The organism is Phyllobacterium sp. CL33Tsu (genome assembly GCF_900113985.1).
GTDB lineage: Bacteria > Pseudomonadota > Alphaproteobacteria > Rhizobiales > Rhizobiaceae > Phyllobacterium > Phyllobacterium pellucidum.
Genome location: NZ_FORJ01000006.1, coordinates 1 through 20,985, shown reverse-complemented (window position 1 = coordinate 20,985; position 20,985 = coordinate 1). Strand labels below are relative to the sequence as shown.

Below are 20,985 nucleotides of genomic sequence, written 5' to 3'. Positions count from 1 at the left end.
CACGCCGTTCACTCCTGTTGTTGGCATCGCGGCGTGGTGTTTTTCGCACGGGCCACATCTACAGAGTGCATGAGATGCTACCGGCGTACCCTTAAGCGTATCACCTGCAGGACATGTCTCTCTGTTTGGGCCCGACCAACGGGAGCACTACAATGACAGACATAGAATATCCCAACGAGCATTCATCAGTGCCGGCGGTCAGACCTATCCGACAAAGCCGGCGCGAATTCTTGAGCACTGTCTCACTGGGGATTGCGGCTGCAACCACGGCGAGCCTTTTTGCCGGACCGGACGCTATGGCCGCGACGGAAGAAATCCGCCCGTTCACGGTGAACATTCCGGACGCCCAACTCGAAGATCTGCGTCGACGCATCGCCGCTACCAAACTGCCGCCGCAAGAAGTGGTGACGGATGCAACACAAGGTGTGCAACTCGCGACGATCAAGGCACTCGCCGGCTATTGGGGAACGGATTACGACTGGCGCAAAGTCGAGGCCCGGCTCAACGCCTTGCCGCAGTTTACAACCGAGATTGACGGGCTGGAGATTCACTTTATCCACGCCCGTTCTAAACATGAGAACGCATTGCCGCTCATCGTCACACATGGGTGGCCCGGCTCGATCATCGAGCAATTGAAGATCATTGACCCGCTCACAAATCCGACAGCATACGGCGGCACCGAAAAGGACGCCTTTCATGTCGTCATACCGTCGATGCCCGGCTACGGCTTTTCCGGTAAGCCGACCACTACAGGCTGGGACGCCGTCCGCATCGCAGCCGCCTGGACCGCGTTGATGAAGCGCCTCGGCTACACGAAATTTGTCGCGCAGGGCGGTGATTGGGGCGCGCTAATTGTCGATCAGATGGGCGTGCAGGCGCCGCCGGAACTGATCGGCATTCATACCAATATGGCCGGCGCAGTTCCGCCTGAGATCGATAAGGCGGCTTTCGCAGGAGCGGCGCCTCCCGAGGGACTCTCGCCTGAAGAGAAGAATGCCTATGCCCAGCTTGCCTTCTTCTACAAGCATGGGCTGGCTTACGCGCAGGAGATGGGGAACCGACCCCAGACCCTTTATGCGATTGAGGATTCGCCCGTCGGTCTCGCCGCCTGGATACTCGATCACGACATCCGCAGTTATGAACTCATCACGCGCATCTTCGACGGTAAAACCGAGGGCCTTACGCGAGACGACATTCTCGACAACATTACGCTCTACTGGCTGACGAATACGGGCGTATCTTCGGCTCGTCTCTATTGGGAAAACAAGCTTCCATTCTTCGCGCCGAAGAACGTCACCATCCCGGTAGCGGTAAGTGCTTTCCCCGACGAGATCTATACGGCGCCGCGTAGTTGGGTGGAGAAGGCCTATCCCAAGCTGATCCATTACAACAAGCTCGACAAGGGCGGCCACTTCGCCGCCTGGGAACAGCCGGCGCTGTTCACTACCGAACTTAGAACGGGGCTCCAGTCGCTGCGCTAACCAGCAATCAACGGGGCGGCGGCAATGTGCGGCCGCCCCATTGTGCCGCGAAGTCTTGGAAGAGTTCCGTCGATGCCTCGGCTTTTCCTGGAGGTTCAGCCCTTTGCTGCAGCTTCCAGTCCGGCAATGTCGAATTTCTTCATCTTGAGCATGGCCTCGGTGACACGCTTGGCCTTCGCCGGGTCCGGGTCGCTCATCAATTCACCGAGACGTTTTGGCGTGATTTGCCAGGACAGACCCCAGCGATCGCGCAACCATCCGCATTGCTCCGTCGAGCCTCCCTCCTGCAATGCTCCCCACAGGCGGTCGATCTCGCCTTGCGTCTCGCACTCGACGATGATCGAAAAACTGTGATTGAACGGATCGAGCGGTCCGGCTTCGATAGCCATGTAGCGCTGATCGCCGAGGGTAAAGCCTGCGAGTTTAACGCTCCCCGCCGGTCCGCTTGGCGTATCTGCCGGAATGGTCGAGACCCATTCGACGGAAGAGCCGCCAATCAGCGAGGTGTAGAAGCGGACTGCCGCCTCCATGTCTTTCTCGAACCAAAGATGTTGCGTAACCTTCATCGTGTAACCTCCTGTTGAATGGACTTCTGTCAGTAGGACGAAGTTGGAGCTTCCATACCGACAGTTCCCACGCAAAAAATCGAACGAAAGTTTGGTATGGCCCCACGTGGGCACGATACCGTTGTCCGCGTCAACTGTCCGGTTGATGCGAACGCCTGAGGGATGATGAAACCCGTAAATCCTTGATCGACTGGGCTATTCATGTCTCTATTCAGCCTTCGATCGGGCGAGGCATGCTGCGGGCGTCAAGTATCAGGGCAGCCAGTCAAATAGGTGCAGGACTGGGCAACAGCAGAAAGTGGAGCGGGCACTGTGCAAAAGAATTTGACTCGGGTCGGACCCGGCTATCCGCAGGTTGTCGTCCTCTTCGGGGCAACGGGCGATCTCTCCCGGCGCAAGCTTCTTCCGGGCCTGTTCCATCTCGTTAGGGCTGGCTTTATACCCGGGTGCCGCATCGTCGGTGTCTCGCTCGACGAGATCGATGCCGACGGTTTCCGCGCCATCGCACGCGAGTCGCTCAGCACGTTCCTGACCCGCAAATTCACCGAGACCGAATGGGAAGATTTCTCCGCATCGCTTGACTATGTCTCGCTTTCTGCCGGCGCGGGGTTATTGAAGGAGGCGGTGAACAGGGCAGAGGAGGCGCTTGGGCCGGAAACGCGGCGCGTGCATTATCTTTCCGTGCCGCCGAGGGCGGCGCTTTCGGCCGTGCAACTCCTTGCTGAGGCGAAACTCGTTGAGGGTTGCCGCATCATTATGGAAAAGCCGTTCGGCACGGACCTGGTCAGTGCGATGGAACTGAACAAGAGACTGCACGAGGTTTTCGACGAAAAGCAGATTTTCCGTATCGACCACTTCCTCGGCAAGGAACCGGCGCAGAATATCCTCGCTTTCCGCTTCGCCAACGGGCTTTTCGAGCCAATCTGGAACCGCAACTTCATAAACCATGTGCAGATCGACGTTCCGGAGACGCTGGGGCTTTCCACCCGCGCGGCCTTCTACGAGACGACGGGCGCCTATCGCGACATGGTGGTGACCCATCTCTTTCAGATCCTGGCCTTTATGGCGATGGAACCGCCCACGGCCTTGGAGCCGGCGCCGATCTCGGAGGAAAAGAACAAGGTGTTCCGCTCCATGCTGCCGATCGAGCCACGCGATGTCGTGCGCGGCCAATATATCGGCTACCGCAAGGAGCCGGGAGTTGATCCGGAGAGTGACACCGATACCTTCATCGCCCTCAAATGTGCCATCGACAATTGGCGCTGGGCAGGCGTGCCCTTCTTCCTGCGCACGGGAAAACGTCTTGCGGAGGGCCAGCGCATCATCTCGATCGCCTTCCGAGAGCCTCCCAAATCGATGTTCCCGGCCGGCTCGGGCGTTGGGGCGCAAGGCCCGGACCACCTCACGTTCGACCTTGCGGATGCCTCAAAGGTCTCGTTGTCCTTCTATGGCAAGCGACCCGGCCCAGGGTTCAGGCTAGACAAGCTGTCGTTGCAGTTCGCAATGAGCGAAACCGGTCTGATCGGCGAAGTGCTCGAGGCCTACGAGCGCTTGATCCTCGACGCCATGCGTGGCGATCACACGCTGTTTACGACCGCCGAGGGTATAGAGCGGCTTTGGGAAATCTCGCAACCGCTCTTGGAAAACCCGCCACCGGTGCGCCTCTATGATCAGGGCGGCTGGGGCCCGAAATCGATCCACCAACTCATCGCACCTCATGCCTGGCGCCTCCCGTTCGAGCGGGCCTGGCGAGATCCGGCAAAGGAGTAACCGACAGACTTGTCAACCTTTCCAGCCCGAATGCATTTCAACGGCGGCTTCGCACCCGCGGCCGGGCCTTTAGCGAGTGATGTTGGGACCCGGCAACAAATATAGCGCCTAGCCGAACCTGCCGCAGCCATCGCGTAGCGAGGTGAGGCTCCAACCCGTCTGCCTGGTGAATCGTGCGCATTGACCGTCGCGCAATTCTGGATCAACTTAAAAGTGCAGAGATACGCAGCGGCCGTGGGCGGAGGCGGCTGTGATGCTCTCCGTCGAACGGACAGGGTCACAATTGCTCTCGCCCTGCAACGGCTGAAAGCCTCATATTCAATCCGCATTGGAAAACCGCGTTTCAGACAGCCAACAGGCATAGGCGATCAGCAGTGACAACAGCTGCCGGACCATTGAGGCGTAGCTTATTCAGGAAATACTTCACGACGATTTTTGCTGCAGTTCTGCTGCCCATCATTGTCGGCGGAACGATCGAGGCCTGGCTTGGGTATCGCGACCAGCGCGCCTCCATTGATTCCAGGCTCTTGTCGGAGGCGCGCGCATCGTCGGAACGCATCAGCAGTTTCCTGAACTCAATCATTGACCAGATGGGATGGACCGTCCAGTTGCCCGTCGCCTCTGTGAGGCCTGAAGAACGGCGGTTCGACGCCCTTCGCCTGCTACGCCAAGCGCCCGCCATCACCGAGTTCGCGCAGGCCGACCGCCAGGGCAAGGAACTCCTGCGCGTCTCCCGCATCGTGCCGGACATCATGGACAGCGGACGCGATCTGTCGCGCGAAGCCAGCTTTCAGGAGCTGATGGAAAACGGGAGCCGGTTTGGGTCGGTCCATTTCTCGCGAGGATCGGAGCCTTATATGGCTATCGCGATTGCCGGCGAGAAGAGCAGCACCGGGGTGGCGATCGCGGAAGTCAACCTGAAGCTGATCTGGAGCGTGATCGCCAACATCAGGGTCGGCCAGAAGGGACACGCCCATGTCCGCGATCGCATAGGGCGGCTGATCGCGCACCCCGAAATTGTCCGGGTGCTTCGTGGCGAGGACCCGGGAGACCTTATGGCAGTTCCCGAACGGCCGGCTGTGGCCGATGATATAACGCAGGTGCCGGTCCGATCGGACCCGGTGATTGTCCGGCGCGGGGATAGCGGGGCGTGGGTGATCGCCGGCAGCGCCATCGTTCCCGGACCGAACTGGACGGTGTATGTCGAGCAACCCCTATCGGAGGCGTTCGCTCCGATCTATGCCGCGTTGTGGCGGACGGGCATCCTCCTGATCACAGGTATCGGAGTGTCGGCTGCACTCGCATACGTGCTCGCAGGCAGAATCACCGGCCCCATCCGCCTGCTGGAACAGGGCGCCACCAAAATCGGTGCGGGACAGTTCGATCATCGCGTTCGCATCGACAGCGGCGATGAACTCCAGGAACTGGCGGAACGATTTAACACAATGGCGGATGAAATCGCGCTTTCGAAAGAGCGTTCGGAGCGCATCGCCCGACTGAGGCAGTTTCTTGCGCCGCAAGTGGCGGAGTTGATTGAGATCGAGGGCTCCGAGAAACTGCTGGAAAGCAAGCAGGCCGATGTCGTGGTGGTGTTCGGGGACCTGCGCAATTTTACAGCCTTCTCGGCGAAAGCGGAGCCGGGCGAAATCATGGCGGTGCTGGAAGAGTTCTTCACCGTGCTCGGTCAGCTGGTGCAGAAGCACGAAGCGACGCAAACCGGCTTTTCTGGTGATGGTTTTATGCTGCTATTGAACGCCCCCGTGCCCTGTGACGATCCAGTAGGGCGTGCAGCGCGGATGGCGGTGGATATACAGGAGGCGGTTCAGGAACTCGTCTTCCACTGGACTTCCGTCGGCTACAGGATTGGTTTCGGGATGGGGATGGCAGCGGGTGCCGCGACGGTAGGGCGTATCGGCTATGAGGGGCGGCTCGAATACACGGCTATCGGACCCGTGGTCAATCTGGCGTCGCGCCTTTGCTCCGCGGCGAAAGATGGGCAGATCCTCATCGACGCTGCTACCGCACGGCAGATCGGACCTGCTTTTCCATTGGATGACCTTGGAGAGCGCCTGTTGAAAGGGTTCGAGGCAGACACCCGCGTACTCGCCATCAAGATGAAAGAGGGACGGGTGTGCGAATAGATGAGCTTACTCAATCACCTCGTCCGCCATCAGTAAAATCGAGCGGGGCACTTCTATTCCGAGGGCTTTGGCTGTGGAAAGGTTGACCGCAAGTTCAAACACGGTCGGCTGGATGACCGGCAATTCAGAAGCAGCCGCGCCCTTGACCATTCGCGCGGCATAGACGCCCGCCTGACGGTAGGCCTCCGAGAAGCTCGAGGCGTAACTGATTAGACCGCCGTCGATCACATAGTCCTTCTGGTCATAGATGGCGGGGAGCTTGTGCTTGGCCGCGAGTTTGACGATCGTAGCGCGCTGGCTCGTCAGGAAGGGACTGCCGCCGATCACGACCGCGTCGGCTCCTGCTGCGGACATCCGATCGAAGGCAGCTTCAAGCTCCTCGACGCCACTGACTTCTGCAACAATCAGCCGCCGTCCAATCGAGGTGATTGCAGACTCGGCCTTGGCGCGATTTGCTTCGAACCCGGGATATTTCGTGTCAATCAGCAAGGAGACATCGACCGCGGTGGGCGCCAGTTCCATCAGGATTTCGGTTCGCTTACCCGCAAGCTCGCCGCCGCCGAAGAACGTGACCCCTGTCAAATTGGCGCTCGGCCGGGCCAGATTATCGACGAGGCCCGCCTTGACCGGATCGTCTGCCGACACGAAAACGATGGGGATGTCGGATGTAGCGGCTCGCGCCGCTTCCACAGCGACGCTGTTGCCCACGATCACGGAGACTTTGGCAGACACCAGTTCCGCTGCGATCTGCGGCAGCAGTTCCGGCTTGTTGTCGGCCCAGCGGTATTCGATCGCGACGGTCTCGCCCTCAACCAGGCCTTCTTCGGCCACCCCCTTGCGGAAGGCCTCCACAAGGGAAGCGAAGGGTCCGGCAGGCGAACTCCTGAAGAAGGCGATCACCGGCAGATCGGCGGCGCGGGCCGGCGGCGCGCCCTTAAATGGGAGCACAAGAAATGCTCCCGCCATCGCCCCGACCAGCGCTCGACGCCCGATCCCCGCACCCTGTTTCATGGATTTGCCCCCAGACCTGAATGGCGCTGCCCTGTGGCGGGGCATCTCGGCTCCGCTGCCCGCACGTTCGTGAATTTAAACATCCCTCCGAGCTCCTCACATCCTATCAGCAAGCAGCCGAACGGCAACGGGGGCGGCGGTACCCACAACGGGAATGATTTTCGCTTTGCGCCCGCGTATCGGTGTCGCAGCGGCTCTCATAGAGCGAGGTCAATAGGGCCAATACCGGCGGATAGCCTCAAGTTGTCGCGGAGCGATCACACTTGAGGCGTCGCAGTGCAGGCCAAGCCGGTCGATAAGCGCGCCACTCCGGCCAATGATTCCGTTCGGTATATGGCCTGTCTGGCATTCGACCGTGAAACTGCGCACGGCTTGCCCGCCTATGCCTTCTTGCGGGCGGAATACGCCGGATGGTGCACTGTTCGCCAATGTGCGACATTGAATTTCAATGTGATTGACGATCTCGAAACGGTCGACGAAGACATTCAAACGCGCAACGAATGTGTTGGCGCCCATACAGTTCACGCGGTTCGAGTGACCACCATTGCCGCCGGTTGCGCCGGGATTGCTGATCGGCATCAGTGTCGTACCGTCTGCCTTAAGTCTTTTGCAGGCCGGTGCAATTGCGTCGAGTGCACTGCCCGTTCTCATATTAAAGCCGATCAGGACATGATTTGGGGGACACAAGATCTTGAAGGGGCTGCCCCCGGAGCCGCCGACTTGCGTTGTCTGGCTTGCGCCATGGGCGACCGTTGTCAGGGCAAAGAAAATTAAGCCGACGCTGCGAGCCAAAGCGCTCATGGAAACCTCCTTTATATCTCGGACTGTTCGCTATGATCTTGTTCTACCAGCGACACATCTTGTCCGCGTCAACCGTTCGGTTGATGCGGGCCAGATCCGTATGATCCGAGGGGATTAGCCGACGAGGGCGTTGGAGTAGCCGGCAACCAATTTCACCAGATCGGACTGCCGGGCGCTACCAGTCTTGTGGAACAGGCGTTGGAGGTGCGTCTTCACCGTTGCCTCAGAAAGTCCAAGGACCGCTGCCACGTCCGCAACGCCGCCGACCTCGATGATCGCAAAGAGAACCCGCAATTCCGCCGGCGTCAGGCGAAACTCCTGCGCGACCGCCTCCGGCGGCGAGGGCAAATCCAGTGCAGCTTTGTGAATGAAGACGGTTGCCACGGCCTCGTAGGAGATACCCGCCCGACGCCGCGCACCGGAGGTCAGGGTTAGCACGTTGGCGACATACCGCTCACCATTGTGCGCCCTTAGCGGCACTGCGATGCCCCTCCGGCCCAACGTCGCATCGCCGCCGCCCGAAGCGTTGAAGCTATCCAGCAACGCCCGGTCAGCCGCCTGGTCGATCGCCCCAAGTCGGCCCTTGCGCGCTCTCACAACACTCGCTTCGGCCACCATGATGTGGCCGCTGACATTGGCGTGGACGACGCGGCCGGTGCCGTCGACCATGAACATCGCGGACGCAAGCGTATCGAGGCTGTCCGCAAGCGCTGCGGCCTCGACCTTCTTGAGATCGATCACTCTTCCGATCAGAAGCGCCCGACGGACATGCGGGACGATGAGGTCGAACCGTTGGCGCATCCGGTCGTCGACCATACCGTCGCTCATCCGGCGGAATACGGTGAAAAGTGCGCAACCGGTCGGCGTTTTTTCGAGGTTTGTGAACAGACCATCCATGTAGCCCTGGGGCAGCAGGAATTCCTTAAAAAACCGCGTCCGGCAGAACTCTTGGCGTGGGAGGACATCAGGAACCCAGTGTGTCTCTTCGACATCGAAAAATATCACGGTTGGAAAGATCGGGTTAATCTTAAAGTATTTATCAGAATAGAGTTGAATATACTGAGGATCTTGATTGGCAGCGAAGTAAAAATCAGGGTTTTTTCCAACCGCACTGTGCGAAATAAGATTGGCCGAGCTCCCGCCGATGAACCCGCAGGCGAGATCAAACACTCTTGGCCACAGGTCAGGGTTTAGCGCGGCATCATAAACTTCGCCGACCAGTGTCGAGAACGCCTCAATCTCGGACATGTAAACAATCCGTGTTCTGGCCCCGTATTGATAGATCAATAGCACACGGTGCACGGGGCCGCATCCCGTTCCTGATTACCCGAGAAACTTTGTCAAGCGACGAGACGGACAGGAAAGTAAAATCTTGGGCCGGCCAATAACCGGGGCGGCAGAAGCCTCTCTTCACTTTACTGGCTAACACTGAATTATATGTATAATATGAGTTATTCAGGAAAGGCCCGCACCATGACGACGAAAGTCACCGCCGCCGAATTCATCCGCAAGTTTGGCCGTTTCCACGATCAGGCGCAAAGAGAGCCAGTCGTCCTGACCAAGCACGGACGCGAAAGCGTCGTTGTCCTCTCTGTCGCGACCTTTGAAAAGTTGATGAAGAGCAACGATCGGCGTCGCACCTACGGCATTGACGAAACGCCGCCCGAACTGCGCACCATGATCCTTGACGAACTCGAGCGGCTCGACGCCGACCTTGCAAACGATCATGACTGAGCCGCGCTATCCCGCCGGTACCATTGTCGAATATCCCTAGCTTTGGCGCTGGCAGGCCGAGAAAAGCCGAGAGGATTGCTACATTATGAGCCAGTCAAATTATTGCATAAGAAAAAAATTCGTATAAGTTCGCTAATAATGGGAAAGATACCTTCAAACTTTTTTCCTTTTATGAAAGAATTATATTGAGAGAACACCTTGACCATACGGATCGCAAACTCGTGCAATTGCTGTCGCAAGATGCGCAGGTCGGCGTGAACCGTCTCGCCGAGGGCATGGCGATCTCAGTGCCAACCGTGCGCTCGCGCCTTCGCAACCTTCTGAGCCAAAACCTTATCAAAATTGTTGGACTGCTGAATCTGTCTGAGCGACCCGAATTAATTTCTGCGATCGTCGGTATCAATGCCAAAGGACATGGCCGTGCACGCGAGATTGCGCTTCGTATTTCAGAGCTCCCGTTCGTCAACTCAGCATGCGTTGTAACCGGCCGTTTCGACATAATCGTTGATGTTGTCGTGGCTGGGGATGTCGCTGACCTCTATCGCGTCACGAGTGAACTGATCCCGGGAGTTGGCGAACCGGGCGAGATCACGCGTACAGAAACATTCGTTGTCATGGCAGCCTGTAACAAATGGGTCAGTCTGCCCAAGGGGTGTTGGTCAAGTGGTCCCGAAGTGCCTGTGCGCGCAGTGGCGACTTGATCGCTTTCATTTATTTCAAAGGGGGTACCTCGAGGAGCGAAGTCTTGGCGAAGGAAATCCGAACACTTCGACTAAGTCTGCGACGTTCTGGGAGACTGCGGACGTCGGAAGCAAGTGCCCAATAGGGCGGGAACATTTAACAATCACAGGGAGGAATATTAATGAAGATCGCCAAACTATTTGTCGCAAGCCTGGCACTGCTGACCACTGCAAGCCTCGCGAACGCCGGATCTCTCGACGACATAACCAAGCGCGGAGAACTCCGGGTCGCAGTTCAGACCCAAGGCCCTCCTTTTTCCATGGTCGACCAGGCGGGGAAACGCACGGGCAGCTCTGTCGAGCTTGCCGAACTGATGGCGAAGGAAATGGGGGTAAAAATCACGTTCCAAGATTATGATTGGGACGGTCTGATCCCAGCGTTGCTTTCCGGCAAGGCCGATCTGCTTGTTGCAGACATGACCCCAACACTGGCGCGGGCGATGAAGGTGGCCTTCACCAAGCCTTTCATGTACACGGGAAGCGCTGTCTTTGCCAAAACTGACAGCAAGTTCGGCACCATGGATGCATGTAAAGCCAAGGGCACGAAAATCGCCGTGCTTCTCGGAGCGACCGGCGAAAAAGTGGCAAAGGAGACTTTCCCTGATGCCGAAATCAAGAGTTATAAGGGTGGCGGCCCGCTCCTGCTTGATGCTGTCGTTAATGGCCAGGCTGATTGCGGCGTAAACGATGTCTCGGCGGTCAAGGGTCAACAGGCCGCCTATCCGGCGGGAAGCATTACCATCATGCCGGAAGTCCTGTCGAAAGAGCCGCTGGCTTTCGCCACACGCTATGACGAGCAGGACCTTCTCGTTTGGATGAACCTCTTCCTCGACCAAGTGGCACTCGATGGCCGTCTGCAGAAGAACCTGGATTACTGGGTAAATTCGGAAGATTGGAAGAAAGACCATCAATAGAAGGTCGCGGACGGCGTTGCGTGGAGCGGGTTCGCCTCACGCGCGCCGTCTGGCCGCTTTTTAGCGCCTGTCCCGCCGCCTGAGGAATCTTCCGGCATGCTAGAAAACTTCAGCTTCCGCACCATCGTCGAATATCTGCCCCTGTTCGGGCAGGGATTTGCTGCAACGCTGTGGCTGTCGATTGTTTCGTTCGGCGGCGCCCTCGCTATCGGCATCACCCTTTGTGCGATGAACTTGCAGCGTTCGCAGCTTTTGCAACTTCCGGCAAAAATCTATATCGACGCGATCCGTGCGACACCGCTGCTGGCACAGCTTTATTTTCTTTATTTCGGCCTGCCACGGCTTGGTTTCGTGTTGCCGGAGCTTTTCGTCGGCATCCTCGCATTGGCTTTAAACAGCGGTGCCTACATTGCCGAGATCATCCGCGCTGGCATCCTGTCGATTTCGCGTGGACAGGTGGAGGCAGGCATTGCGTCCGGGATGACCTATTCCCAGCGCATGCGCTTGGTGATCCTGCCACAGGCCTTCCGGGTAACCATTCCGCCGCTGCTCGGACAAGCCATCGTTTTAGTGAAAGACTCGGCGTTGCTGTCCTTGATTTCTGTAGCCGAACTGACGAGGGCAGGCCAGTTGCTGGCGTCCGACAGGTTCATGCCCGCAGAGGGCTTCATCACGACAGCTGCGTGCTATCTCGTCCTTTATTACGGATTGAAATCCGTGGCAGCATTCTCGGCGCGCTGGCTAGGCGCGCGACCGACCGGGAGTCGCACATGATCTGGTTCCAGCTCCAGAGCCTGATGGGCAGCTATCCGTTGGCGTTGCGGGGGCTCGGCATGACGATTGCCCTTTCTTTGATAAGTCTGCTGCTCGGTACCATCCTTGGCTTTGCGCTCGGTGTCCTGCGCACGAGCGGCAGCCGCTTGTTGGATTATGCTATCGGATTGTGGGTCGACCTGATCCGGGGAACCCCATTCCTCGTGCAAATCTTCCTGATCTTCTTCATCCTGCCGGAACTTGGTGTTGAGCTCGATGCCTTCACTGCCGGCATTATAGCCCTGACTAACCTCGCGGCTTGCTTCATTTGCGAGATAGTTGCCGCAGGTATCCGTTCGGTGCCGACCGGACAAGTTGAGGCTGCGCTCGCGTCGGGCCTGTCGCAGTGGCAGCGAATGCGACAGGTGGTACTGCCGCAAGCGATGCGTGTTTCCCTGCCGCCGCTTGTTGGCCAATATGTGCTTCTCATCAAGGATTCGTCTGTTGTTTCCGCTATCGGCCTGACGGATCTTACCCGGGTCGGCTGGCTTGTGGTTCAGCGAGTACCCAATGGATTGCTCGTGTTCGCAATTGTCGGCATCGGTTATTTTGTCGTGTGCTATCCGCTCATCGTGCTCGCCCGCCGTCTGGAGAGACGCATGGGCGCCGCCCATGGCGAGGTGCAATTGTGACGTGTTCTATCAACGAAAGCAGCAAGTTATGATCGAGTTTCACGGCGTGAACAAATGGTTCGGCGCGCTTCATGTTCTCAAGAATATCACGCTCAGTGTTGAGCAGCGCGAAGTCGTGGTCGTGTGCGGCCCAAGCGGTTCCGGCAAGAGCACGCTGATCCGCTGCATTAATGGACTCGAGACGATCAAGGACGGCGACCTTATCGTCGATGGACAGCGTATCGGCGACCGCGCCACCAACATGATCGAACTGCGTACCGAAATTGGCTTCGTTTTCCAGGCTTTCAATCTTTATCCACATAAGACGGCGCTCGAGAACGTAACGCTCGCTCCGATCCATGTGCGAAAAATCGCTCGCAGTGAGGCCGAGGCTTCGGGCCGCGAGATGCTGGCGAAAGTCGGGCTCGTCGATAAGTTTAACGCCTATCCGTCCGAGCTTTCCGGCGGCCAGCAGCAACGTGTCGCTATCGCGCGCTGCCTTTGTATGCGCCCGAAAATCATGCTCTTCGATGAGCCTACGTCGGCTCTCGATCCAGAGATGATCAGTGAGGTCCTGGACGTGATGGTGAGCGTCGCCGAAGAGGGCATGACCATGATGGTGGTGACCCATGAGATGGGTTTTGCCCGTAAAGTTGCGCATCGGGTCGTATTCATGGATGAGGGCGCTATCGTAGAAACCGGTACACCGGAAGAGTTTTTCTCAGACCCGAAGACGGATCGCAGTCGCACCTTTCTGAGTAAGATTCTACGTCATTGATTGTCGACCCTCTAACAGGGAGACTCAAAGCCGTGTGTTACTTTGTGACCTGGAAGCCAGAGCAATGAGTTATATCGATACTTTCTACCGGCGAACGATAGATGACAACTACACCTATCCGGCACTGTCTGGCGTTGCGGAATGCGAGACCTGCGTTATCGGAGCCGGCCTCGCCGGTGTAACGACGGCTCTGCAGTTGCTAAACGCCGGGCAGACAGTGGTTCTGCTGGAAGCCGAACGCATCGGCTGGGGTGCTTCAGGACGCAATGGCGGTTTTGTAAGTCCGGGTTATGCCAATGACGGTGATGCGATCGAGCGTGTCGTGGGCCCTGACCACGCTCGCAAACTCCACGCCCTGTCTATCGAAGGCATGAAGTTCGTGCGCGATACGATTGATGAACTTGAGATCGCCAGCGCAGCTCCCACGCACGGAATAATGAGAGTGGTGCGCTATGAAAACAGCCAAGCTCTTCTCGCGCATGCCGGCTATCTCCAGCGCGAATTTGATTATTCAGTCGAGTATATGAGTCGGGACCAAGTACAGGAGGTGCTTCACTCGAAACGCTATTTCCAAGCACTGCGTGATCCGCACGCGTTTCACATGCATCCGCTGAATTACCTTCGTTCTTTGGCGCGGGAAATCCAGCGGCTTGGCGGAAGAATATTTGAAGGCAGCCCGGCCTTATCCTGCGATTTAAGTCGATCCGAGAAGATCGTGCGGACAAATCGAGGCGAGATAAGAACGCGACGTGTCATCGTTGCAAGCGGAGGGTACACAACAGGATTGTTTCCGAAAATAAAACGCAGCTTTCTGCCTATTGCCACCTATGTCATGCTGACCGAAGAAGCGCCGGACCTCATCCGCCAGGCTGTCACCACGACCGACGCAGTTGGTGACAATCGGCGAGCCGGCGATTACTATCGCATCGTCGACGGCGGCAAGCGTCTGCTTTGGGGCGGGCGCATCACAACTAGAGCCGCGTCGCCTCGGGCGCTCGCCCTTGAACTAAGACGGGAAATGGTGAGCACTTACCCACAGCTTGCTGATTTGAAGATTGAGACTTCCTGGTCTGGGCTAATGTCATATGCGCGACACTTCATGCCCCAAATCGGCCAACTATACCCGGACGTGTGGTTCTGCACGGCATTTGGAGGTCATGGACTGAACACCACTGCGATTGCCGGCAAAGTAATCGCTGAGGCCATTCTGGGCCAGTCGGATCGCTATCAGTTGTTTAAACCGTTCGGCCTCGTGTGGGCCGGAGGCCTGGGGGGCTTGTCCGCAGCACAAATTACTTACTGGAAACTCCAAGCACAGGATTGGTGGCGGGAGCGATCGTCAGCATGACCCCCCGTGCTCAGCGCGCCACCTTGTGCGGAAATGACAGTTTACACTCCGCGGGGCTGCTATAAGACATTATTGTACAGTCGCTCCTTGGACATTCCAATTTCAGACGGTTGACGCATACGCCCGATACAGGGTTGCCTCACCGGCGCGGGCAAAGCGGCTGGAAGATTGACACTGAGCCAACGTCCATCCGCGTGCCGGCGATTTCGTCGACGAGACCGGCAAAATCCACCGTGGCTTCGCGGACTCCGCTGGCCACCGCATTTTCCGCCATCAAGGAACAGACCGTGCCTTGTGGGACAGCCACGCAGACTGGCTTTCGGACACCTGAGATCAAGTAAGAGACACGACCGCCGGAATTTCAGGCAGGACAAACGAACATGCGCCAGCTATCGGCGAGGCACTCCCCCATACAGAGGTGGAAGACAAAGTAGTCGGCGACGCTGCCGAGCGCGTCGAGGAAAGCGTTTCGGAAAAGGCAGATGAGTTATTGGAAAATGGTAAGGAAGTAGCAACGGACGCCTACGACCCAGCGATCGGAGTAGCCGACGCGGTCTGCGACGTCGCGTCGGAACGGTTGAATAGTGATAAAGATTAAGCTCCGCTGCCGAGCGTCGGATTTACTAACAATGATCCTTCTCGAGGGAAGTTATGGGTATCCGGAGGGTTATAAAATCTGCGGATATTTATTTATGTGTTCCTTCGAAACATCCTGGCAACCGCAATCAAAATACACGCGCCGATGAAGCCAGCGACCAAGTATCCCAACCAACCGCCCAGCACCACCCCAAACACCGAAAGGATTGCGTTGGCGATTACGGCCCCGACAATGCCGAGGACAACGTTCATAACCAAGCCCATTTGGCTTTTCATGAACATCTCCGCCAGCCAGCCGGCCAGTCCACCGATTATGATTGCTGCAATCCAGCCAATTCCCGCACTTTCCATAATTTTTCCAAACTTTCGCTAACAGTTGCGAACAACAACACCGGGGGAGCTCGCGTGGTTCCCAGTAAACAGAGATTGTTCACAGTCGGCTCGGGTGTCCCATTAGCCTGGCGCTCGAACTTCCGACGCTAGGCGTAGAGAAGGATTCAGGTTGTTCGCGCTCAGGGAGCCGCTTGTCGGAACTCAAATGGTAGACGCTTGCCGGTAACGAGTTGACCAGTTGCCGCAAGTTCTGACTGCACGCTCGTAAACGCGTGGCCTGCCATAACCACAATAAATAAATTGATTGATTCGGAATCCCCAAACACCGGCCCTATATTCCCGGCCATGGATTACGAGGATTACAGGGCATTCCAGCGAGTGCAGGTGTTCGGAAGGCAGCCGGGTCAGCTTGTTAGCGTGTCGTCTGCCTTTGACGCTGCAAGGTTCGTGCTCGAGCAGTGGCCGGATGAGACCGGCCCGAAGCATCTCATGGCACGGGAGATATTGCTCAAGTGCCTTGAAGGCAGTTGTTCTGCCGCCGTGGCACGTGTTGCCTTTATAGAAGCCGCGAGGGAAGCCGGCATTTATATGGAAGCCGAACCCTTGCGGACGGCCTATACCGGCAAGTCAGATATAAAGTGGGGAAAGCGGAAGGCGGCACGTCGTGGTTGACTATGCGCAAGGTAACTTGCGATCCGCTCGATTACTCGGGATAGGACTCAGCGCCCTCGGGCACCGACTTATTGAAAAGAATGAATACCAAGGGGTTTCCGGGCTCCGACATTGCATCGCTGCGCTGGCCTGTTACCTCCCCGGCAACGCTGCTCGTATACTCCGCAACAACCTCGCCGAAGCTATTGCGCTGGATGGCAACTTTTTGTCCGGCTTCAACTTTGTCGTTAAGTTTGACCAAATGCTCGACCAGCCCGCCTGCGGTCGCCAGGACCGGGAAGGCGCTGTTACCGACAAAGACAGTCACGTCCTTGCCTGTACGCCCCATTGACCCGGCGATGATGCCATGATGCTTGAGGACGTTCATCGTGCCTTCGACGAAGAGGGAGCTCATGTCGGTATCGAGGTGGCGCGCAACACCGATTTCCGGCGTAAACGACGGAATGCCCACGTCAATGAACGCGTTGTGCAGAACGCCGGGATAAACGTGATTGTCGAAAATCTGACCGACGGGATAGAGCTCCACCATCGCCTTGACCTCCGGCACATCCATGCCGCCGAGGTTAAATGCAGTGACTTCAAATCCAGTTGTCCCGGTGTGGAAATCGATCGCGAAGTCGGCATTCGGCCGCAACAGCCGGTTGAACAAAAGCCCGGCGTGCCGGCTGGGTGCGGTGGCGCCGTTCTCGTTGCCGGGCCACTCGCGATTCATATCGATGAGATCAATGCCTCTGCCCTGATTGGGCCATCTCCGCTGCATGCTTTCGAGGGCGGGGCGGGAGATATCCGTGACCGCCATCACAGTACCCGACATTTCCGCAGGATTGAGCTGGTTCATCACTGTCTGGACCGTATGCACAGAACTCATCTCATCCCCGTGCACGCCACTTGTCAGGATGCCGCGCTTCCCCGGTTTTGCTCCCTTAGCCACCGTCACAGAAACATACCAATGCTGTCCAGTCGGCATCTCAACACCCTGAAAATACAAAAGGTGCTTCTTGCCTGGCTCCAGGTCATTGACGTCGAGCCTGCTGATGACCTTTTTGCCTTCGATGACATCGCCAGTGTAGACGGTTCCGGAGGCCGGATTGGCAGGGGGTGTGGCTTGGGCTTGAGCATTCGCAGTGCCAGCGTTGCCGGCGAGCGCCGCCGACGCGCCGACTGTGGCAATGGATGCGATCATGAAATCGCGGCGATCGAGGCGGCCTTTGGGTTTGTCCGACATGCGAGGATCGTCCTTTGTCATCTGAGAAACTGCGCAAGAATAACTACGTACACGTGATAACAAGAATCCTCCGCAACCTAACCCACAACCTGCCACTCGCAAAGTTGCATTGTTTGTGTGGAGCTGTGCGGGAGGGCCCCAAGCAAGTGGTGGGGCAGGCATAGAAAGTAAGAACAGCCAACCAATTGACTGGTGCGGGCCGCTTTGCGAGTGCCGGTAAATTAATTCATAAGGGGGAACGACTTCTGTTTGAGAAGGTTAGCTCTTAGATAGGAGCTACCGACATGCGTGCACTTTGCTGGCATGGAAAGGGCGATGTCCGAATTGACACTGTTCCCGATCCCAAGATTGAACATCCACGTGATGCGATCATCAAGATAACCTGTTGTGCGATATGCGGGTCCGATCTGCATCTGCTGGACGGCTACCAGCCCACAATGGAAAAAGGCGATATTCTCGGCCACGAGAACATGGGTGAGGTGATTGAACTTGGTTCTGACGTCACCAATCTGAAAATTGGCGATCGCGTTGTTGTACCTTTTACAATCAGCTGCGGCCAATGCTGGTTTTGCAAGCATGGAATGTTCTCGTGTTGCGATCGCACCAATCCCAATGCTGAAATGGCTGTCAAAGCCATGGGGCACTCGCCCGCAGGCCTATTCGGGTTCAGTCACATGCTTGGTGGGTATAGTGGCGGCCAGGCGGAATATCTGCGCGTTCCGATGGCGGATATCGGGCCTATCAAGATTCCCGACAGCGTGACGGACGAACAGGCCCTGTTTTTGTCCGATATTTTTCCGACCGGATACATGGCCGCTGAAAATGCGCAGATCGAGCCGGGTGATACGGTTGCGATCTGGGGATGCGGACCGGTTGGTCAGTTCGCCATCCGCTCCGCGCTGATGATGGGCGCTGGGCGGGTTATTGCGATCGACGAAGTTCCGGAAAGGCTTGCGATGGCCGAAGAGGGTGGAGCCGAGACGATCGATTTTTCCAAAACAGATGTCTACGACGAGTTGATGGCAAGGACCGACAAGCGCGGACCTGATAGCTGTATTGATGCTGTCGGCTGCGAGGCCTCCGGCCATGGTGCGACGGACGCAATAATCGACAAGGTCAAGGCCGCGACCTACCTTGCTACTGATCGGGTCCACGTCCTTCGAGAAGCCATCATGAGCTGCCGCAAGGGCGGAACCCTCTCGATACCGGGTGTGTACGTGGGTATGGGCGACAAGATTCCACTTGGTGCCGCGATGAACAAAGGGTTGACCTTCAAGATGGGGCAGACACACGTTCAGAAATATACGAAACCGTTGCTGGAGAAGATCGAGGCTGGCGAAATAGATCCGAGCTTTGTCGTTACACATCCCTCCGCACTGGAAGATGCCCCTGAAATGTACAAGAAATTCCGCGACAAAGAGGATGGCGTAATCAAAGTAGTGCTGCGTCCATAATTACAGTGCCGCACATAATAAAGACCTAGACCGGCCCGCATGTTTCTTGACTAAACAAACTGCAAGCCCGCCACTTCCGTCGGTTCCACCCAATGCGTTTTTACTTTGACGGATTGGCGGAACAGTGGGACCGCAGGGACCGGCCCTTGGCTTTTATCGAAAGACCACGCCCGCCCGCCGGCCACAAGGCCACCGGAGCCACTGCCAGAGAGCGATCGAGTAGGTTGCTTGACCTTTTTTGGTGCGGCCGTGGTGAATATCTGCGCGGCTCGTCCTCCGGAGAAGACATCATTCTCTGTTTCATCTACTCTCGATCCAGTTTGGAGAACTACCATGTTGGGTCATCTATCGATCGCGGCAATCAGCGCCTTGATGCTTGTTAGCAATGAGCCATCCACGCCTGGAGCGTCGGTGGGCGTGGGCAACCCCTATCCGGTCAGCAACTACAAGTGCGAGGACGGCACGCATCTGGCAGTACGTCTCCTTGGCGATCGGGCTTCGGTATCCGTCAACGGCGCGACAGCGGTCGAGCTGCCCTCCATGGGGCCAGACGGAACGACTTTTTCGAATGGCCGACAGACGCTGAGTATCGTGCAGGGGAAGCTATCGTGGGGCGTCGGCCGGGCCGTTCCATCCGAATGCAATGGGGGTTGAGCGCTTCGCCGCCAGGGTTTGATCGGTCTTCCTCAAGCCGTCGCAATTAGAGGCAATACAGCCGGCAGCCCCTTCCCATCATGCTTCATCGGGATTTCGATCTTCACCGGTGAAGACGACCGAGGTAAAACGCCCGTGCGGAGGGGCGCTTTCGGTCGCGGGTCGATCGCCGCGCGCAGCAAGAAAGAAAATTCTCACATTCGCTCCTAGCTCAACATTGGCGCTGCGCTGCACCGGCCGGCCTCGAAGCAAGTGCCGCGACGGAAGTCACGCTTGGGCGAAGGTTACAGCCCAGACTTCTCCATGAGAAATTCATTCAATGCGTTTGATATGGTGGTGCGGCGTTGGGCCGCGTAAACCTTCAGGAATTTATGGTTTTCCTCATCGAGATACAATTGAACGCGAACGAGGTCCTTGACCGGCTTTCAATTTGGTTCCCGCGCCGGAACCACATTGGTTCTGGGCGGCGACGATGCCGGCGGCTCACTTGTTTACACCGCATTCGCCCTTCGCCCTGACCGAGCGGGCGAGCAAGACGTTCCGGCAGCCGCCCCGATGGGCGTCCGGAACGAGCAAAGGCAGAAGGCAAGTCGAGAATGGCGCGGCAAGAGACCAAAGCCCGGGCAATGCATGTTCGCTCTTGGCTTCCACTTTAGCAATGCCTGTCACCGCTCTTGCACAGGGGGCAAAAGGCGCCGCTTTCCTCCTGGTCCGACGGTGATGCCAAGGCAAGGATCATCGATTTCGTGAAGGCCGTTACCACCGAAGGGAATGCCGACTTCGTCGACCTCGACAACCGAATTGCCGTCTTTGACAATGACGGCACGCTCTGGGGCGAGCAGCCGATGTATGTCCAGCTCGCATTTGTCCTCGACCGCGTGAAAGCCCTGGCGCCGCAGCATCCGGAATGGCAGACCACCGAGCCGTTCAAATCTGTCCTTTCAGGAGATTTGAACGGTGTCGCGGCGTCGGGCGAGCGCGGACTTGTTGAACTTGTGGCGGCAACCCACGCCGGCATGACGAGTGAGGAGTTCAGCAAGATTGTTGCTGACTGGATCGCCAAGGCACGTCATCCCAAACTCGACAAACCGTACACGTCGCTCATCTTCCAGCCTATGCTCGAGGTCATCGACTATCTCAAACAGAACGGCTTCAAGGTGTTCATCGTATCCGGCGGTGGCATTGAATTGGGCGATCGGCTCGCGGAACTGCAGCAGGCATCGAAAGAACGCACGGAGCTGAAAGATCGCGATGACGGCGCCAAGGAAGTTATTCTGGGCAGCCGTGTCTGGCCGTTTCCGTTTCCACTGGTCAAGCACGATGCGGGATGGCAGTTCGACAC

At 57.4% G+C, this 20,985-nt stretch carries 20 protein-coding genes and 1 pseudogene; 15 read left to right on the top strand and 6 right to left on the bottom strand.

Annotated elements, in window-relative coordinates; all coding sequences use genetic code 11:
• The first annotated feature begins 152 nt into the window (after positions 1–152).
• On the top strand, positions 153–1,481 hold the full coding sequence (locus BM074_RS18720; protein ID WP_091924080.1) for an epoxide hydrolase family protein: 1,329 nt from the start codon (positions 153–155) through the stop codon (positions 1,479–1,481).
• A 95-nt stretch (positions 1,482–1,576) separates the two neighbouring features.
• Here BM074_RS18720 and BM074_RS18715 read toward each other — a convergent pair whose 3' ends face one another.
• Positions 1,577–2,047, bottom strand: a complete 471-nt coding sequence (locus BM074_RS18715; protein ID WP_091924079.1) for a VOC family protein — start codon at positions 2,045–2,047, stop codon at positions 1,577–1,579.
• 312 nt (positions 2,048–2,359) lie between these two features.
• Between BM074_RS18715 and zwf the strand changes: the two genes are divergently transcribed.
• A complete protein-coding gene (gene zwf, locus BM074_RS18710; RefSeq protein WP_091924077.1) occupies positions 2,360–3,817 on the top strand; it encodes a glucose-6-phosphate dehydrogenase in 1,458 nt (485 codons plus the stop codon).
• Between the two features lie 374 nt (positions 3,818–4,191).
• Positions 4,192–5,958, top strand: a complete 1,767-nt coding sequence (locus BM074_RS18705; RefSeq protein ID WP_244532958.1) for an adenylate/guanylate cyclase domain-containing protein — start codon at positions 4,192–4,194, stop codon at positions 5,956–5,958.
• Between the two features lie 6 nt (positions 5,959–5,964).
• On the opposite strand, the gene BM074_RS18700 is transcribed toward BM074_RS18705, so the two are convergent.
• From BM074_RS18700 to BM074_RS18690, 3 genes are all read right to left on the bottom strand, one after another.
• Complete coding sequence (locus tag BM074_RS18700) at positions 5,965–6,969, bottom strand: ABC transporter substrate-binding protein (protein ID WP_175499073.1); 1,005 nt, start codon at positions 6,967–6,969, stop codon at positions 5,965–5,967.
• Between the two features lie 210 nt (positions 6,970–7,179).
• Positions 7,180–7,770 carry a jacalin family lectin gene (locus BM074_RS18695; RefSeq protein ID WP_027232802.1) on the bottom strand — a complete coding sequence of 197 codons (591 nt, stop codon included), beginning with the start codon at positions 7,768–7,770 and terminating at the stop codon, positions 7,180–7,182.
• A 114-nt stretch (positions 7,771–7,884) separates the two neighbouring features.
• Positions 7,885–9,018 (bottom strand): helix-turn-helix transcriptional regulator, encoded by a 1,134-nt coding sequence (locus BM074_RS18690; RefSeq protein ID WP_091924071.1) that lies wholly within the window; start codon positions 9,016–9,018, stop codon positions 7,885–7,887.
• Positions 9,019–9,243: 225 nt separating this feature from the next.
• Between BM074_RS18690 and BM074_RS18685 the strand changes: the two genes are divergently transcribed.
• The 7 genes from BM074_RS18685 to BM074_RS18655 all read left to right on the top strand — a co-directional run bounded on the left by BM074_RS18685 (position 9,244) and on the right by BM074_RS18655 (position 14,708).
• Entirely contained in the window at positions 9,244–9,504 is a 261-nt protein-coding gene (locus BM074_RS18685; protein WP_091924069.1) for a type II toxin-antitoxin system prevent-host-death family antitoxin, read from the top strand.
• Positions 9,505–9,689: 185 nt separating this feature from the next.
• Positions 9,690–10,205 (top strand): Lrp/AsnC family transcriptional regulator, encoded by a 516-nt coding sequence (locus tag BM074_RS18680; RefSeq protein WP_091924067.1) that lies wholly within the window; start codon positions 9,690–9,692, stop codon positions 10,203–10,205.
• A 161-nt stretch (positions 10,206–10,366) separates the two neighbouring features.
• The gene (locus BM074_RS18675; protein WP_027232809.1) at positions 10,367–11,158 is read left to right on the top strand and encodes an ABC transporter substrate-binding protein; all 792 of its coding nucleotides are present in this window, start codon (positions 10,367–10,369) and stop codon (positions 11,156–11,158) included.
• A 96-nt stretch (positions 11,159–11,254) separates the two neighbouring features.
• Positions 11,255–11,932, top strand: coding sequence for an amino acid ABC transporter permease (locus tag BM074_RS18670; RefSeq protein WP_027232810.1), 678 nt, complete (start codon positions 11,255–11,257; stop codon positions 11,930–11,932).
• Complete coding sequence (locus tag BM074_RS18665) at positions 11,929–12,603, top strand: amino acid ABC transporter permease (protein WP_091924065.1); 675 nt, start codon at positions 11,929–11,931, stop codon at positions 12,601–12,603. Before BM074_RS18670 ends, BM074_RS18665 begins: the two co-directional genes overlap by 4 nt.
• A gap of 28 nt (positions 12,604–12,631) precedes the next feature.
• On the top strand, positions 12,632–13,360 hold the full coding sequence (locus BM074_RS18660) for an amino acid ABC transporter ATP-binding protein (RefSeq protein ID WP_091924063.1): 729 nt from the start codon (positions 12,632–12,634) through the stop codon (positions 13,358–13,360).
• 64 nt (positions 13,361–13,424) lie between these two features.
• Entirely contained in the window at positions 13,425–14,708 is a 1,284-nt protein-coding gene (locus tag BM074_RS18655) for an NAD(P)/FAD-dependent oxidoreductase (protein ID WP_091924061.1), read from the top strand.
• A gap of 690 nt (positions 14,709–15,398) precedes the next feature.
• Here the strand turns inward: BM074_RS18655 and BM074_RS18645 are convergent.
• On the bottom strand, positions 15,399–15,656 hold the full coding sequence (locus BM074_RS18645; RefSeq protein WP_091924058.1) for a GlsB/YeaQ/YmgE family stress response membrane protein: 258 nt from the start codon (positions 15,654–15,656) through the stop codon (positions 15,399–15,401).
• Positions 15,657–15,983: 327 nt separating this feature from the next.
• Here BM074_RS18645 and BM074_RS18640 point away from each other — a divergent pair, with 327 nt between their 5' ends.
• Positions 15,984–16,310 carry a DUF982 domain-containing protein gene (locus BM074_RS18640; RefSeq protein WP_051615226.1) on the top strand — a complete coding sequence of 109 codons (327 nt, stop codon included), beginning with the start codon at positions 15,984–15,986 and terminating at the stop codon, positions 16,308–16,310.
• 31 nt (positions 16,311–16,341) lie between these two features.
• Here BM074_RS18640 and BM074_RS18635 read toward each other — a convergent pair whose 3' ends face one another.
• Positions 16,342–17,535, bottom strand: a complete 1,194-nt coding sequence (locus BM074_RS18635) for a M14 family metallopeptidase (RefSeq protein ID WP_091924433.1) — start codon at positions 17,533–17,535, stop codon at positions 16,342–16,344.
• A gap of 284 nt (positions 17,536–17,819) precedes the next feature.
• Here BM074_RS18635 and BM074_RS18630 point away from each other — a divergent pair, with 284 nt between their 5' ends.
• From BM074_RS18630 to BM074_RS23375, 4 genes and pseudogenes are all read left to right on the top strand, one after another.
• Positions 17,820–18,989, top strand: a complete 1,170-nt coding sequence (locus BM074_RS18630) for a zinc-dependent alcohol dehydrogenase (RefSeq protein ID WP_091924056.1) — start codon at positions 17,820–17,822, stop codon at positions 18,987–18,989.
• A 333-nt stretch (positions 18,990–19,322) separates the two neighbouring features.
• On the top strand, positions 19,323–19,643 hold the full coding sequence (locus BM074_RS18625) for a hypothetical protein (RefSeq protein WP_027232818.1): 321 nt from the start codon (positions 19,323–19,325) through the stop codon (positions 19,641–19,643).
• 662 nt (positions 19,644–20,305) lie between these two features.
• Positions 20,306–20,830, top strand: a pseudogene (locus BM074_RS18620) (HAD family hydrolase); the annotation flags it as partial.
• Positions 20,831–20,985 (top strand): DUF2950 family protein (locus BM074_RS23375; protein ID WP_244532983.1); only part of this gene is annotated, 155 nt, incomplete at its 3' end.

Coding starts and splice junctions, on each gene's coding strand:
- BM074_RS18720 (WP_091924080.1), top strand. CDS start 153: ATGACAGACATAGAATATCCCAACGAGCATTCATCAGTGCCGGCGGTC.
- BM074_RS18715 (WP_091924079.1), bottom strand. CDS start 2,047: ATGAAGGTTACGCAACATCTTTGGTTCGAGAAAGACATGGAGGCGGCA.
- BM074_RS18700 (WP_175499073.1), bottom strand. CDS start 6,969: ATGAAACAGGGTGCGGGGATCGGGCGTCGAGCGCTGGTCGGGGCGATG.
- BM074_RS18695 (WP_027232802.1), bottom strand. CDS start 7,770: ATGAGCGCTTTGGCTCGCAGCGTCGGCTTAATTTTCTTTGCCCTGACA.
- BM074_RS18690 (WP_091924071.1), bottom strand. CDS start 9,018: ATGTCCGAGATTGAGGCGTTCTCGACACTGGTCGGCGAAGTTTATGAT.
- BM074_RS18685 (WP_091924069.1), top strand. CDS start 9,244: ATGACGACGAAAGTCACCGCCGCCGAATTCATCCGCAAGTTTGGCCGT.
- BM074_RS18675 (WP_027232809.1), top strand. CDS start 10,367: ATGAAGATCGCCAAACTATTTGTCGCAAGCCTGGCACTGCTGACCACT.
- BM074_RS18670 (WP_027232810.1), top strand. CDS start 11,255: ATGCTAGAAAACTTCAGCTTCCGCACCATCGTCGAATATCTGCCCCTG.
- BM074_RS18665 (WP_091924065.1), top strand. CDS start 11,929: ATGATCTGGTTCCAGCTCCAGAGCCTGATGGGCAGCTATCCGTTGGCG.
- BM074_RS18660 (WP_091924063.1), top strand. CDS start 12,632: ATGATCGAGTTTCACGGCGTGAACAAATGGTTCGGCGCGCTTCATGTT.
- BM074_RS18655 (WP_091924061.1), top strand. CDS start 13,425: ATGAGTTATATCGATACTTTCTACCGGCGAACGATAGATGACAACTAC.
- BM074_RS18645 (WP_091924058.1), bottom strand. CDS start 15,656: ATGGAAAGTGCGGGAATTGGCTGGATTGCAGCAATCATAATCGGTGGA.
- BM074_RS18640 (WP_051615226.1), top strand. CDS start 15,984: ATGGATTACGAGGATTACAGGGCATTCCAGCGAGTGCAGGTGTTCGGA.
- BM074_RS18635 (WP_091924433.1), bottom strand. CDS start 17,535: ATGTCGGACAAACCCAAAGGCCGCCTCGATCGCCGCGATTTCATGATC.
- BM074_RS18630 (WP_091924056.1), top strand. CDS start 17,820: ATGCGTGCACTTTGCTGGCATGGAAAGGGCGATGTCCGAATTGACACT.
- BM074_RS18625 (WP_027232818.1), top strand. CDS start 19,323: ATGTTGGGTCATCTATCGATCGCGGCAATCAGCGCCTTGATGCTTGTT.